The organism is Methylobacterium sp. CCH5-D2, from assembly GCF_001556475.1.
Lineage (GTDB): Bacteria > Pseudomonadota > Alphaproteobacteria > Rhizobiales > Beijerinckiaceae > Methylobacterium > Methylobacterium hispanicum.
The window spans coordinates 16,776-30,355 of sequence record NZ_LSIX01000549.1 but is presented as its reverse complement, the minus strand read 5'-3'; the positions used below and the strand labels follow the sequence as shown (position 1 = coordinate 30,355).

Annotated in this window: 9 protein-coding genes; 8 read left to right on the top strand and 1 reads right to left on the bottom strand. The window is 71.0% G+C overall.

Features of this window, described 5'->3' with window-relative positions:
* The 7 genes from dxs to AX737_RS14045 form a co-directional block, all read left to right on the top strand.
* On the top strand, positions 1–1,953 hold a 1,953-nt coding region (dxs, locus tag AX737_RS14075; protein WP_245293441.1), incomplete at its 5' end, for a 1-deoxy-D-xylulose-5-phosphate synthase.
* A 144-nt stretch (positions 1,954–2,097) separates the two neighbouring features.
* The gene (gene hpnA / locus AX737_RS14070) at positions 2,098–3,126 is read left to right on the top strand and encodes a hopanoid-associated sugar epimerase (protein WP_066922295.1); all 1,029 of its coding nucleotides are present in this window, start codon (positions 2,098–2,100) and stop codon (positions 3,124–3,126) included.
* Positions 3,123–4,007: a squalene synthase HpnC gene (gene hpnC, locus AX737_RS14065; RefSeq protein WP_066922294.1), complete on the top strand. Its 885-nt coding sequence runs from the start codon at positions 3,123–3,125 to the stop codon at positions 4,005–4,007. Before hpnA ends, hpnC begins: the two co-directional genes overlap by 4 nt.
* A 15-nt stretch (positions 4,008–4,022) precedes the next feature.
* On the top strand, positions 4,023–4,871 hold the full coding sequence (hpnD, locus tag AX737_RS14060) for a presqualene diphosphate synthase HpnD (protein ID WP_066922292.1): 849 nt from the start codon (positions 4,023–4,025) through the stop codon (positions 4,869–4,871).
* On the top strand, positions 4,868–6,157 hold the full coding sequence (hpnE, locus tag AX737_RS14055; protein WP_066922290.1) for a hydroxysqualene dehydroxylase HpnE: 1,290 nt from the start codon (positions 4,868–4,870) through the stop codon (positions 6,155–6,157). The genes hpnD and hpnE overlap by 4 nt, the downstream gene beginning before the upstream one ends.
* A 155-nt stretch (positions 6,158–6,312) precedes the next feature.
* The gene (gene shc / locus AX737_RS14050; RefSeq protein WP_066922288.1) at positions 6,313–8,310 is read left to right on the top strand and encodes a squalene--hopene cyclase; all 1,998 of its coding nucleotides are present in this window, start codon (positions 6,313–6,315) and stop codon (positions 8,308–8,310) included.
* A 26-nt stretch (positions 8,311–8,336) separates the two neighbouring features.
* On the top strand, positions 8,337–9,026 hold the full coding sequence (locus AX737_RS14045; RefSeq protein ID WP_066922286.1) for a phosphorylase: 690 nt from the start codon (positions 8,337–8,339) through the stop codon (positions 9,024–9,026).
* A gap of 143 nt (positions 9,027–9,169) precedes the next feature.
* On the opposite strand, the gene hpnH is transcribed toward AX737_RS14045, so the two are convergent.
* Positions 9,170–10,333 (bottom strand): adenosyl-hopene transferase HpnH, encoded by a 1,164-nt coding sequence (hpnH, locus tag AX737_RS14040; RefSeq protein ID WP_066922284.1) that lies wholly within the window; start codon positions 10,331–10,333, stop codon positions 9,170–9,172.
* 596 nt (positions 10,334–10,929) lie between these two features.
* On the opposite strand from hpnH, the gene AX737_RS14035 reads away from it, so the two are divergent.
* The gene (locus AX737_RS14035) at positions 10,930–13,578 is read left to right on the top strand and encodes an MMPL family transporter (RefSeq protein WP_066922282.1); all 2,649 of its coding nucleotides are present in this window, start codon (positions 10,930–10,932) and stop codon (positions 13,576–13,578) included.
* Positions 13,579–13,580: the final 2 nt, after the last annotated feature.

The window sequence follows — 13,580 nt, the reverse complement described above, 5'->3', positions numbered from 1 at the left end:
ACGTCGATCCTTGACGGTCTGGAGGAGCCGGCGGCTTTGCGCCACCTGCCCGAGAGCCGCCTGCAGGCGGTCGCCGATGCGGTGCGCGCCGAGATGATCGACGCCGTCTCCGTCACCGGCGGCCATCTCGGCTCCGGGCTCGGCGTGGTCGAGCTCACGGTCGCGCTGCATCACGTCTTCGACACCCCCGACGACCGCATCATCTGGGACGTCGGACACCAGGCCTACCCCCACAAGATCCTCACCGGCCGCCGCGACCGCATCCGGACGCTGCGCCAGGGCGGTGGCCTGTCGGGCTTCACCAAGCGCTCGGAGAGCGTCTACGACCCCTTCGGCGCGGCCCACTCCTCCACCTCGATCTCCGCCGGCCTCGGCATGGCCGTCGCCCGCGACCTCGACGTGGCCGAGGCCAAGGCCGCCGGCCGCGAGGCGGGAAAGCGGCGCAACGTCATCGCGGTGATCGGCGACGGCTCGATGTCGGCCGGCATGGCCTACGAGGCCATGAACAATGCCGGCGCGCTGCACTCGCGCCTCATCGTCATCCTCAACGACAACGACATGTCGATCGCGCCCCCCGTGGGCGCCATGTCGGCCTACTTCGCCAGGCTCGCCTCGGGCGGCACCTACCGCAGCTTGCGCGAGACCGCCAAGCAGCTCGGCCAGCTCCTGCCGAAGGCCCTCTACCAGCGCGCGGCGGCCGCCGAGGAGTACGCCCGCTCGCTGGTGGTGGGCGGCGGCACGATGTTCGAGGAGATGGGCTTCCACTACGTCGGCCCCGTGGACGGGCACAACCTCGACCACCTGCTGCCCATCCTCAAGAACGTGCGCGACGCCGAGCACGGCCCGATCCTGCTCCACGTCGTCACCCAGAAGGGCAAGGGCTACGCGCCGGCCGAGGCCTCCGCCGACCGCTACCACGGCGTGGTCAAGTTCGACGTGCTCTCCGGCGTGCAGGCCAAGGCCAAGCCGAACGCCCCGGCCTACACCCGCGTGTTCGGCGAGAGCCTGATCAAGGCGGCCGACGCCGACCCGAAGGTGGTGGCGATCACCGCGGCCATGCCCGGCGGCACCGGCATCGACTTGTTCGGCAAGGCCCATCCCGACCGCACCTTCGACGTGGGCATCGCCGAGCAGCACGCGGTGACCTTCGCGGGCGGGCTGGCGACGGAAGGCTACAAGCCGTTCGTGGCGATCTACTCGACCTTCCTGCAGCGGGCCTACGATCAGGTCGTGCACGACGTGGCGCTGCAGAACCTGCCCGTGCGCTTCTGCCTGGACCGGGCGGGGCTCGTCGGCGCGGACGGCGCCACGCATGCGGGCGCCTTCGACCTGGCCTATCTCTGCTGCCTGCCGAACATGACGGTGATGGCGGCCGCCGACGAGGCCGAGCTGGTGCACATGGTGGCGACCCAGCACGCGCACGATGCGGGCCCGATCGCGCTGCGCTACCCGCGCGGCGAGGGCGTGGGGGTGGAGCTGCCCGAGCGGGGCGAGCCCTTGGCGATCGGGCGCGGGCGGATCGTGCGGCGGCCCGAGGGTGCGCGGGTGGCGCTCCTGTCGCTGGGCACGCGTCTGGCGGAAGCCCTGAAGGCGGCCGACCAGCTGGAGGAGGCCGGCATCGCCGTGACGGTTGCGGATGCGCGCTTCGCCAAGCCGCTGGACGAGGGCATGATCCTGGATCTGGCGGCGAGCCACGAGGTTCTGATCACGCTGGAGGAGGGCTCGCGCGGGGGCTTCGGCGCGATGGTTCTGCACCTGCTGTCGGAGCGGGGCGTGCTCGACGCGATGCGGGTCCGGGTGCGCACGATGACGCTGCCGGACGCCTATCAGGACCACGACACTCCCGACCGGATGTACGCGGAAGCCGGGCTCGACGCCGCCGCCATCGTCGCCAAGGTCAACGAGGTCCTGCCCGAGCGCCAGGACGGCCGCTCGCGCCTGCGCCTTGCCTGATCGGTCCTGTACCTGAGACGCGCGCGGGCCGGTCCGCCGGCCCCGCTTGTTCCCCGCGGCATTCGATGACACAAGCGCCCGCACCGCGGTGCAGCACGATGGGCCGATTCGCCCGCACCGCGCTTTCGTGACGATACGAGCGTGATGGCAGAGGCGACCCAGACCGGCCCCTCCGAACCCGGCCCCGTGCTGATCACCGGCGCGAGCGGCTTCCTCGGCCCGGCCCTCGTCGATGTGTTCCGGGCGGCGGGCTTTCCCGTCCGCATCCTCGTGCGTGCCACGAGCCCGCGCCGGAACCTCACCTGGACCGACGTCGAGATCGCCGAGGGCGACATGCGCGATCCGGCCGCCGTGGCCCAGGCGATGCGGGGCCAGCGCTACCTCGTGCACGCCGCGGCCGACTATCGGCTCTGGGCGCCCGACAAGGAAGAGATCGTCCGGACGAACCGCGACGGCACCCGCGTGATGATGCGCGCGGCCCTCGACGCGGGCGTCGAGCGGGTGGTCTATACCTCGAGCGTCGCCACGATCCGCCCGCCGGCCGACGGGGTCACGCCCTCCGACGAGACCATGCCGCTGACGCCCGAGACCGCGATCGGCGCCTACAAGCGCAGCAAGGTCGTGGCCGAGCGCGTGGTCGAGGAGATGGTGGAGAACGACGGCCTGCCAGCCGTCATCGTGAACCCCTCGACCCCGATCGGCCCCCGCGACGTCAAGCCGACGCCGACGGGCCGGATCATTCAGGAGGCGGCGCTGGGCAAGATGCCGGCCTTCGTCGATACCGGCCTCAACCTCGCGCACGTGGACGACGTGGCGGCCGGCCACCTGCTGGCTCTCGCCAAGGGCCGCGTCGGCGAGCGCTACATCCTGGGCGGCGAGAACGTGCTGCTCTCGCAGATGCTCGCCGACATCGCCCAAATCGTCGGCCGCAAGCCCCCGACCGTGAACCTGCCGCGCGGCGTCGTCTACCCGATCGCCTTCGTCTCGGAACTCGCGGCGCGCATCACCGGTAGGCAGCCCTTCGCCACGATCGACGCCATCCGCATGTCGCGCTACCGGATGTTCTTCTCGGACGCCAAGGCGCGTTCGGAACTCGGCTACACCGCCCGGCCCTACCGTCAGGGATTGGAGGACGCGATCGGGTGGTTTCGGAGCGCGGGGTACCTGCGATGAGCGCCGCCCTCGACACCGCGACCGCGACCCGCTCCGGCAAGGGGCACCGCGACGAGAACTTCCCCGTCGCCTCGCACCTGATCCATCCGAAGAACCGCCCGGCGATCCTGGCCTTCTACCACTACGTGCGGGCGGGCGACGACATCGCAGACCACAAGGCGCTGGACGCCGGGCGCAAGGTTGCGATGCTCGACGCGCTGGCCGACGCCCTCACCGGCGCCGGCCCGGGCGACCCCGAGGCCGCGCCGCTGAAAGCGGAACTCGCCGCGCGCGGGCTGCCGCCGCTGCACGCGCTCGAACTGCTCGACGCCTTCCGGATGGACGCGCGCAAGAACCGCTACGCGGATTGGGACGAGCTGATCCACTACTGCCGCTACTCGGCGATGCCGGTCGGCCGCTACGTCCTCGACGTGCACGGCGAGGATCCGGCCCGGGTCTACGCGGCCTCCGACGCGATCTGCGCCGCGCTGCAGGTGCTCAACCACCTGCAGGATTGCGGCAAGGATTTCCGCAACCTCGACCGGGTCTACATCCCGGAGGAGACGCTGCGGAAGCACGGCGCCACCGTGCCGATGCTGGGGGCCGAGAAGGCCACGCCGCAGCTCCTCGCCGTGATCCGGGAGCTCGCGCAGCGCACGCTCGACCTCCTCGACGAGGGCCGGGCGCTGCCCGACCTCATCGACGACACCCGCCTCGCCATGGAGATCGCCGCGATCCACCGCCTCGCCGTGCTGCTGACGCGCGGCCTGCTCGCTCGCGACCCGCTCTCCGAGAAGGTCCACCACGGCAAGGCCGCCTTCGCGCTGACCGCGCTCGGCGCCGCCGCGGGCGCGCTGGCCCGCCGGCCGTTCCGCGGCCGGCGCACGCGCGCCGCGGCCTGAGAGACAGCTGAGATCATGACCGCCGCCGTCGATACCGCCCAGCCCGCTGCCGAGGCCCCTGCCCTGCCGGCCGCCGGCTCGTCCTTCTACACCGCCATGCGGCTCCTCCCGAAGGAGCGGCGCGAGGCGATGTACGCCGTCTACGCCTTCTGCCGCGCGGTGGACGACGTCGCCGACGACGGCGGTCCCGCCGAGGTGCGCGCGGCCGAGCTGGAGCGCTGGCGCGCCGACATCGACGCGCTCTACGCGGGCAGGCCGGCCGCGCGGGTGCGCGACCTCGTCGGCCCGGTGAAGCAGTACGACCTCAAGCGCGCGGATTTCCACGCCGTGATCGACGGCATGGCGATGGACGCCTTCACGGACATCGTGGCGCCCGACGCCGCCACCCTCGACCTCTACTGCGACCGGGTCGCCAGCGCGGTCGGCCGCCTCTCGGTGCGCATCTTCGGCATGCCGGAGGAGGACGGGATCCGCCTCGCCTGGCACCAGGGCCGCGCGCTGCAGCTCACGAACATCCTGCGCGACATCGACGAGGACGCCGAGCGCGGCCGCCTCTACCTGCCCCGCGAGCCGCTCGCCGCGATCGGCCTCGACGACCCGACGCCCCAGGCCGCGATGGCCCATCCGCGCATCGGCGAGGTCTGTGCCGCGCTCGCCAAGGAGGCGGAGGGCCATTACCGCGCGACCTGGGAGATCATCCGCCGCAACCCGCGCCGGGCCACCAAGGCCGCGCGCCTGATGGCCGCCGCCTACCGGCTCTATCTCGTCGCGTTGCTGAAGCGGGGCTGGGCCGCGCCGCGCGCCCGCGTGAAGCCGGGGAAGCTCGCGCTGGTCGGCGTCGCGCTCCGGCACGGGATCGTCTGATGGGCACCGTCCACGTCGTCGGCTCCGGCCTCGCCGGGCTCTCCGCCGCCGTCGCGCTGGTCCAGCGCGGCCAGCGCGTCGTGCTGCACGAGGCCGCCAAGCAGGCGGGCGGGCGCTGCCGCTCGTACTACGATCCGGCCCTCGGGCTGACCATCGACAACGGCAACCATCTGCTTCTGTCCGGAAACGCCGACACGCTCGACTTCCTGCGCGTGGTCGGCGCCCCCGCCGACGCGCTCTCCGGCCCGGACGAGGCGGTGTTCGACTTCGCCGACCTGAAGTCCGGCGAGCGCTGGCAGCTGCGCCCGAATGCCGGCCGCCTGCCCTGGTGGGTGCTGAGCCCCGACCGGCGCGTGCCGGGCACGCGGGCCCGCGACTACCTCGCGCCGCTCGGCATCCTGATGGCGGCTGCCGGCCAGCGGGACGGCCAGGGTGGCACGATCGGCGCCCACATGCGCTGCGAGGGCCCGCTCTACGACCGGCTCTGGCACCCGGTGCTGCTGGCCGCCCTCAACACCGACCCGCGCGAGAGCGATGTCGGGCTCGCTGCGAAGATCCTGCGCGAGACGCTGGGCGCGGGCGGACAGGCCTGCCGGCCGCTCGTTGCGGTCGGCGGCCTCTCGGCGGCTCTGGTCGATCCGGCGATCCGCTATCTCGAGGCGCAGGGGAGCGAGATCCGCTTCGGCCGCCGCTTGCGCGCGCTCGGCCTCGGCCGCGGGCGCGTCGACCGCCTGGACTTCTCGGACGGCCCGAGCGTCCTCGGCCCGGACGATTCGATCGTCCTCGCCCTGCCCCCGTGGGTCGCGGCCGAGCTGCTGCCCGACCTGCCGACGCCGCGGGAATACCGCTCGATCGTCAACGCCCATTTCGCGCTCGCTCCGAAGCCCGGCAGCCCGCTCTTCCTCGGCGTGGTGAACGGGTTGACCGAGTGGCTCTTCGCCTATCCGGACCGGTATTCGGTCACGATCAGCGGGGCCGACCGTCTCCTCGACGTGCCGCGCGAAGATCTCGCCCGCGAGATCTGGGGAGAGATCGCCCAGCTCGGTAATCTTGCGCGGGAACTGCCCAGCTGGCAGATCGTAAAGGAGAAGCGTGCCACCTTCGCAGCCACCCCCGCGGAGGCGGCCAGGCGCGCGCGGGCGGAGACGGCCTACGACAACCTCGTGCTGGCGGGCGACTGGACCGCGACGGGCCTGCCCTCGACCATCGAGGGCGCCATCCGCTCCGGGCGCACGGCGGCGCGGGCGCTTGCGTGCGGTGCAGCACGCACGCGCGGGGCGGCCTGAGGCAGAAGCCGAGGGCTACAGAATTCGGTGCGGGATTTGATTCCGCGCCCCGAAGCCGTTTGCGGTCCCGCCGCGTTACGGTCTCGGTTGGTCAGACACGCAGCGCGCCCGCGGCAGGCCCAGACGGCCGCGGGGGCGTCCGAGAGGCGAGGACGATGAGAGAGGCCGTGAGCAAGATCGAGGCGCTGCAGCGCCCGAAGACGCAGGGAATCACCCTCGATGCCGTCGAGCGGAGCATCGCGCAGGCGACGCGTGCGCTCACGGATCTCGCCCACGACGACGGCCATATCTGCTTCGAGCTCGAGGCCGACGCGACCATCCCGTCCGAGTACGTCCTCTATCACCAGTTCCGTGCCACGAATCCCCGCCCGGGCCTCGAGGCGAAGATCGGCAACTACCTGCGCCGCACGCAGGGGCCGCACGGCGGCTGGGCCCTCGTCCACGAGGGGCCCTTCGACATGAGTGCCAGCGTGAAGGCCTATTTCGCGCTGAAGATGATCGGCGACGACATCGAGGCGCCGCACATGCGCCGGGCCCGCGAGGCGATCCTCTCCCGCGGGGGGGCTGCCAACGCCAACGTCTTCACCCGCTTCCTGCTCGCCCTCTACGGCGAGGTGCCGTGGCGCGCCGTCCCGGCGATGCCCGTGGAGGTGATGTTCCTGCCGCGCTGGTTCCCGTTCCACCTCGACAAGGTGAGCTACTGGGCCCGCTGCGTGATGGTGCCGCTCTTCGTGCTCCAGGCCACGAAGCCGCGCGCCCGCAACCCGCGTGGCATCGGCGTGCAGGAGCTGTTCGTCACGCCGCCCGAATCGGTCCGCTCCTGGCCGGGCAGCCCCCACGCGACCTGGCCGTGGACGCCGATCTTCGGCTTCATCGACCGCATCCTGCAGAAGACCGAGAACCATTTCCCCAAGGGGCCGCGCAAGCGCGCCATGGAGAAGGCGCGCGCCTGGGTGAGCGAGCGCCTGAACGGCGAGGACGGGCTCGGCGCGATCTTCCCCGCGATGGTCAACTCGGTCCTGATGTACGAGGTGATGGGCTACGGCCCCGATCATCCGCAGGTCCGCATCGCCTGCGACGCCATCGAGAAGCTCGTCGTCGAGAAGCCGCACGAGGCCTACGTCCAGCCCTGCGTGTCGCCCGTCTGGGACACGGCACTGGCGAGCCACGCGCTGCTGGAGGCCGGCGGCCCCGAGGCGGAGGCGCAGGCGCGTGCCGGCCTCGACTGGCTGAAGCCCCGCCAGATCCTCGACATCAAGGGCGACTGGGCCGCGGCCAAGCCCGACGTCCGCCCCGGCGGCTGGGCCTTCCAGTACGGCAACGCGCACTATCCCGATCTCGACGACACGGCGGTCGTCGTGATGTCGATGGACCGGGCCATGCGCCAGCACGGGCTCGTCGCCGGAATGCCCGACTACAAGGCCTCGATCGCCCGCGCCCGCGAGTGGGTCGAAGGGCTGCAGTCGAAGGACGGCGGTTGGGCGGCCTTCGACGCCGACAACAACCACATGTACCTCAACCACATCCCGTTCTCGGACCACGGCGCGCTGCTCGACCCGCCGACCGCGGACGTGACGGCCCGCGTCGTCTCGATGCTCTCGCAGCTCGGCGAGACCCGCGAGAGCTCCAAGGCCCTCGACCGCGGCGTGACCTACCTCCTGAACGATCAGGAAGCGGACGGATCCTGGTATGGCCGCTGGGGCATGAACTTCATCTACGGCACGTGGTCGGTGCTCTGCGCCCTGAACGCGGCCGGTGTCGATCCGCAGAGCGCCGAGATCCGCAAGGCGGTCGCTTGGCTCATCCGCATCCAGAACCCGGATGGCGGCTGGGGCGAGGACGCCTCGAGCTACAAGATCGACCCGGCCTTCGAGCCAGGCTCGTCCACCGCCTCCCAGACCGCCTGGGCCCTGCTCGCCCTGATGGCGGCGGGCGCGTGCGAGGATCCGGCGGTCGCGCGCGGCATCAACTTCCTGACGCGGACGCAAGGGTCGGACGGCTTCTGGAACGAGGAGCGCTACACGGCGACCGGGTTCCCGCGGGTGTTCTACCTGCGCTACCACGGCTACCCGAAGTTCTTTCCGCTCTGGGCCATGGCCCGCTACCGCAACCTGAAGCGCGGCAACTCGCGGCAGGTGCAGTTCGGCATGTGAGGAGCAGGCGACCGGAGGCGCACGCCTTGGCCAACCTCCCCGTCCTGACGGTCAGCGGCCTGGCCAAGGAGATCCGTCTGGCCGCCGGCCCCGGCGTCGAGGCGGTCGGCGCGGGCGGCGACCCCGAGCGCCTGACACGGCTCCTCGACGCCCGGACCGTGCCGGCCTGCCGCGCCGTCGTCAGCTTCGGGATCGCAGGTGGCCTCGACCCGGCCCTGAGGCCGGGCGATGTCGTGGTCGCGACCGGAATCGTCTCGCTGGCGGGACGGTTCGCGTGTGATCCCGTCCTGGTTGCCGCCCTCGCCCGCTCCCTCGCGGGCTCCGGCACGCGCCTCGTCCAGGCGGATCTCGCGGGCGCCGACGCGGCGGTGCTGAGCGTCGCGGAGAAGGCCGACCTGCACAGGGCGAGCGCCGCCGCCGCCGTGGACATGGAATCGCACGTCGCCGCCGCCTTCGCGCGTCGCCACGGCCTGCCCTTCGCGGCGCTACGCGTCGTGTGCGACCCGGCCGAGCGGGCCCTGCCCGCCTTCGCGGCCGCTGCCCTGACACCGGAGGGCGATCCCGACATCCGCGCCGTGCTCGGCGCCCTGCTGCGCGGGAAGGCCCGGGTCGGAGACCTGATCCGGCTGGGGCGCGACTCCTCTGCCGCCTTCGCCGCGCTGGCCCGCTGCCGCCGGGCGCTCGGGCCGGGGCTCGGGCTGCCGAGCGGCGCCTGATCCGGCTTTTCCGGACACAGGACTCCGCGCCCCGAGCACCCGCGCAGGGCCGCCAGCGCTTCAGGATCCCGCCTCTGCAAGGCATGAAAAAACCCGCGACCGGTGCCGGCCGCGGGTTTCGTCCGTTCGGCGATGCGCGCCGCTCAGGCGGCGCTGCGCTTGCGGGCTTCCTGCTTCGTGTCGACGCCGGAGGCTTTGATCTCGGAGAGCTTCTGGGCGACGTTGCGCGAGAACACGAACTCGGCCGGGCGCTGGTTCTCGAGGCTGACCTCGGGGGCCATCTCGCCCTCGGTCCGGATGCCGCGGATCGCGTGCAACACCGGCTTCCAGGGCTTGCGCACCGAATCGACGACCGAGGAGGCCTCGTAGCCCGAGTGGACCATGCAATCGGCGCACTTCTCATAGTTGCCGGTGCCGTAGGCGTCCCAGTCGGTCTCCTCCATCAGCTCCTTGAAGGTGGCCGCGTAGCCCTCGCCAAGCAGGTAGCAGGGCTTCTGCCAGCCGAACACGGTGCGGGTCGGGTTGCCCCACGGCGTGCAGTGGTAGGTCTGGTTGCCGGCCAGGAAGTCGAGGAACAGGCCCGACTGCTGGAAGGTCCACTTCTCGCGGCCCTTCTCCTTGCCGTGCCGGAACACGCCGCGGAACAGGTCCTTCGTGGCCTTGCGGTTGAGGAAGTGCTGCTGGTCGGGCGCGCGCTCGTAGGCGTAGCCCGGCGAGACCGTAATGCCGTCGATGCCCATGCGGGTCACCGAGTCGAAGAAGTCGGCGATCTTGTCGGCCGACGAATTGTTGAAGAAGGTGCAGTTGATGGTGACGCGGAAGCCCATCTCCTTGGCCTTCGCGATCGCCGCCACGGCCTTGTCGTAGACGCCGCGCTGGCAGACCGACTGGTCGTGCATCTCCTTGTCGCCATCGAGATGGATCGACCAGGTGAAGTACGGGCTCGGCTTGTACTCCTTGATCTTCTTCTCGAGGAGCAGCGCGTTCGTGCAGACGATGGCGAATTTCTTCTGGGCGATGATGCCCTCGACGATCTTCGGCAGATCCTTGTGGAGGAGCGGCTCACCGCCGGCGATCACCACCACGGGGGCGCCGCACTCGCGCACCGATTCCAGCGCCTCCTCGACGGGCAGGCGCTTGTTCAGGATCTCGTCCGGGTAATCGATCTTGCCGCAGCCCGCGCAGGCGAGGTTGCAGCGGAACAGGGGCTCCATCATCATCACCAGCGGGTAGCGCTTGCGGCCCGTGAGGTGCTGCTTGAGGATGTAGCCGCCGATCTTCGCGACGTACCGGAGGGGGATTCCCAAGATGCGGCTCCTGTGTCGTTGGCCCCGGGGTCGGGGGCTCTTTAACGCGAAAAATTCCTCAGTTCCAGCGATCTAGCCTGGAACCGGTCTCAAAGAGACCCTTCGGCCGCCCCGGGCCGCGATGTTTTCGAGGTTGAAGCAAAGCGGCCACAGATGCCGGCACTCCGGCCCCGCACCGCGGAGATCCCCGCCTCGGCGCTCCGCCCCGACTGAACCGGGGATTGCGTCGGGATTAGGACGAGGGTGCGCTCGTGAACCCGGCTTCCGCGCAGTGCCGTGCGCTATCGCACGGATGACCGCGACGAGGCAAACCCGCGCCCGACTGGTTTGCATTCGGGGCTGGGGCCGATTACTGAGCCTGCGATCGTGGCGCAGGCTCGCTCCGTCCGCAAGCCGGCCGAAGCGCCGCGCTCCGGATCCGGTCGCGTCGCAGGGTCGCCCGCGATGTCCGGGAACATCGGGCGCGGTTCAGGCGTCTCGAACCGTAGCAGTTGATAGCCTGGCGGGCGGTGACGCGCCGTGCCGGGCTGCCCGTCATGTGGAGGGACGTGCCCGCGCGAGCGGTGCGGTGCAGGTCCCAGGCAGGTAGGATACTCGTGATCGAACGTCTCGTCGCGTCCTCCGTCCGGCACCGCTGGGTCGTCCTCGCGCTGATCGCGGTCCTGACCGCGGCAAGTGCCGGACTGGCCGCCCACCTGTTCCGGATCAACACGGATGTCGAGCGGCTGATCGATCCGAAGGAGCCCTGGCGCCAGGACGAGATCGCCTACGAGAAGGCGTTCCCGCAGCGGACCAACACGGTGGTCGCCGTCATCGACGGGCAGACCCCCGAGCAGGCCGAGCAGGCCGCGACGGCTCTGGTCCAGGCGCTCGCCGTCCACAAGAACCTCATCGAGACCGTGTACCGGCCGGACGGCGGCCCCTTCTACGACAAGAACGGCTTCCTGCTGATGTCGCAGCAGGAACTGGAGAAGACGACCGAGCAGCTGGTGCAGCAGCAGGGCCTGCTCGGGCCGCTCGCAGCCGACCCGTCCCTGCGCGGCGTGATGCGCGTCCTCACCCTCGGCGCCCGCGGCGTGAAGAGCGGCGACGCCAAGCTGGAGGATCTCGAGAAGCCCATGGGGCAGATCGATGCGACGCTCCAGCGGGTGCTGAAGGGCGAGCCCGCCCGCCTCTCCTGGCAGATGCTGCTCTCGGGCGGGGAGACGCGGACCACGGACCTGCGCAAGTTCGTGATGATCCAGCCGGTGCTGGACTTCAACGCGCTGCAGCCCGGCTACCACGCGACCAAGCTGATCCGGAACGTCGCCAAGGATCTGAAGATCGCGCCCGAGTACGGCCTGACCATGCGGCTGACCGGCCCGGTGGCGGTCGCCGACGACGAGTTCGCGACGCTCTCCGACGACGCCTTCCTGAACAACGCTGTCACGGTCGGTGCGATCGTGCTGTTCCTCTGGCTGGCGCTGCGCTCGGCGCCGCTCGTGGTCGCGGTGATCATCACGACCTTCGCGGGCCTCATCGTCACCGCCGCGCTCGGCCTCCTGATGGTCGGCGAGCTGAACCCGATCTCGGTGGCCTTCGCGGCGCTCTTCGTCGGGCTGGGCATCGACTTCGGCATCCAGTTCGCGGTGCGCTATCGGGCCGACCGCTACGAGCAGCCGACGCTGGAGGCCGCCATCCGCGCCGCAACGCGCGGGGTCGGCTGGTCCCTGACGCTGGCGGCCGTCTCGCTGATCGCCGGCTTCTTCGCCTTCCTGCCCACCGCCTTCCGGGGCGTGTCGGAGCTCGGCCTGATCGCCGGCGCCGGCATGGTCGTGGCCTATCTGTTCGCGCTGACGCTGCTGCCCGCGCTGATCGCGGTGTTCAAGCCGCGCGGCGAGAAGGAGGCCGTCGAGACGACGTGGCTCGCCGGCGTCGACCCGTGGATCATCGCGCACCGCAAGGGCATCCTGATCGCGGTCGGCCTGATCACGCTCGCGGGCACGCCGCTGCTGTGGAAGCTGCCCTTCGACTCGAACCCGATGCACCTGCGCAGCCCGAAGGTCGAGTCGATCGCCACCTACCTCGACCTGATCAAGGACCCGGCCACCAGCCCCAACGTGATCGACGTGCTGGCGCCGAGCGTCGATGCCGTGCCGGAGCTGACCAAGAAGCTCACCGCCCTGTCCGCCGTGTCGAGCGCCAACAGCATCGACACCTTCGTGCCGCGCGACCAGGACAAGAAGCTCGCCACGATCGCCGAGACGGCCGAGTTGCTGGATCCGGTGCTGAACCCGGCCCGCCGCCCGCCGCCGCCGACCGATGCCGACAACGTGAAGGCGCTGAAGGACGCGGCCGCCGCGCTCAACGGCATCGCCAACGACAGCCCCGGCGGCAAGGCGGCCGGACAGCTCGCGGGCACGCTCGACAAGGTCGCGGCGGCGCCGGTCGCGACGCGTGAGGCCGCTTCGGTCGCCCTCACGGCGAACCTGAACCCGCTGCTGACGCGGCTGCGCAGCCTGATCCACCCCGAGAAGGTCACGCTCGACAACCTGCCGCCCCAGCTCAAGGCCGAGTGGGTGGCCGCCGACGGGCGCGCCCGCATCGAGCTGCACCCGAAGGGCAACTCGAACGACGACGAGGTGCTGCGCAACTTCGCCAACGAGGTGCGCACCGTGGCACCGCACGCCACCGGCGCGCCGGTCGCCACGACCGCGTCGAGCTACACGATCCTCGGCGCCTTCGTTCAGGCGGGCGTCACAGCCTTCGTGCTGATCTTTATCATCCTTTCGGTCGCCCTGCGCAAACCCTGGGACGTGGCGATGACGCTCGGCCCGCTGGTTCTCGCAACCCTGTGGACCCTGATGGCGCTCTACGTCGTCGGCATGCCGTTGAACTTCGCCAACATCATCGCTCTGCCGCTGATGCTCGCGGTGGGCGTCGCCTTCCACATCTACTACGTGATCGCGTGGCGGGCGGGTGTCACCGACATGCTGGCCTCGAGCCTGACGCGCGCGATCTTCTTCTCCGCGCTCACCACCGGCACGGCCTTCGGCTCGCTCGTGCTGTCGAGCCATCCGGGCACGGCGAGCATGGGCAAGCTTCTGGCGCTGTCCCTGTTCTTCACCCTGGTGGCGGCCTTCTTCGTGGTGCCGGCCTTCCTGGGGCCGCCCCCGGTGCAGCCCGACGCGGACCGCCCCGAGGGCGACGCCGCCGGCAAGGACCCGTTGATCGCGCGCAAGGCCGAGGCCGTGTCGGCGAAGTAGGC

Coding starts and splice junctions, on each gene's coding strand:
- hpnC (WP_066922294.1), top strand. CDS start 3,123: ATGAGCGCCGCCCTCGACACCGCGACCGCGACCCGCTCCGGCAAGGGG.
- hpnD (WP_066922292.1), top strand. CDS start 4,023: ATGACCGCCGCCGTCGATACCGCCCAGCCCGCTGCCGAGGCCCCTGCC.
- hpnA (WP_066922295.1), top strand. CDS start 2,098: ATGGCAGAGGCGACCCAGACCGGCCCCTCCGAACCCGGCCCCGTGCTG.
- shc (WP_066922288.1), top strand. CDS start 6,313: ATGAGAGAGGCCGTGAGCAAGATCGAGGCGCTGCAGCGCCCGAAGACG.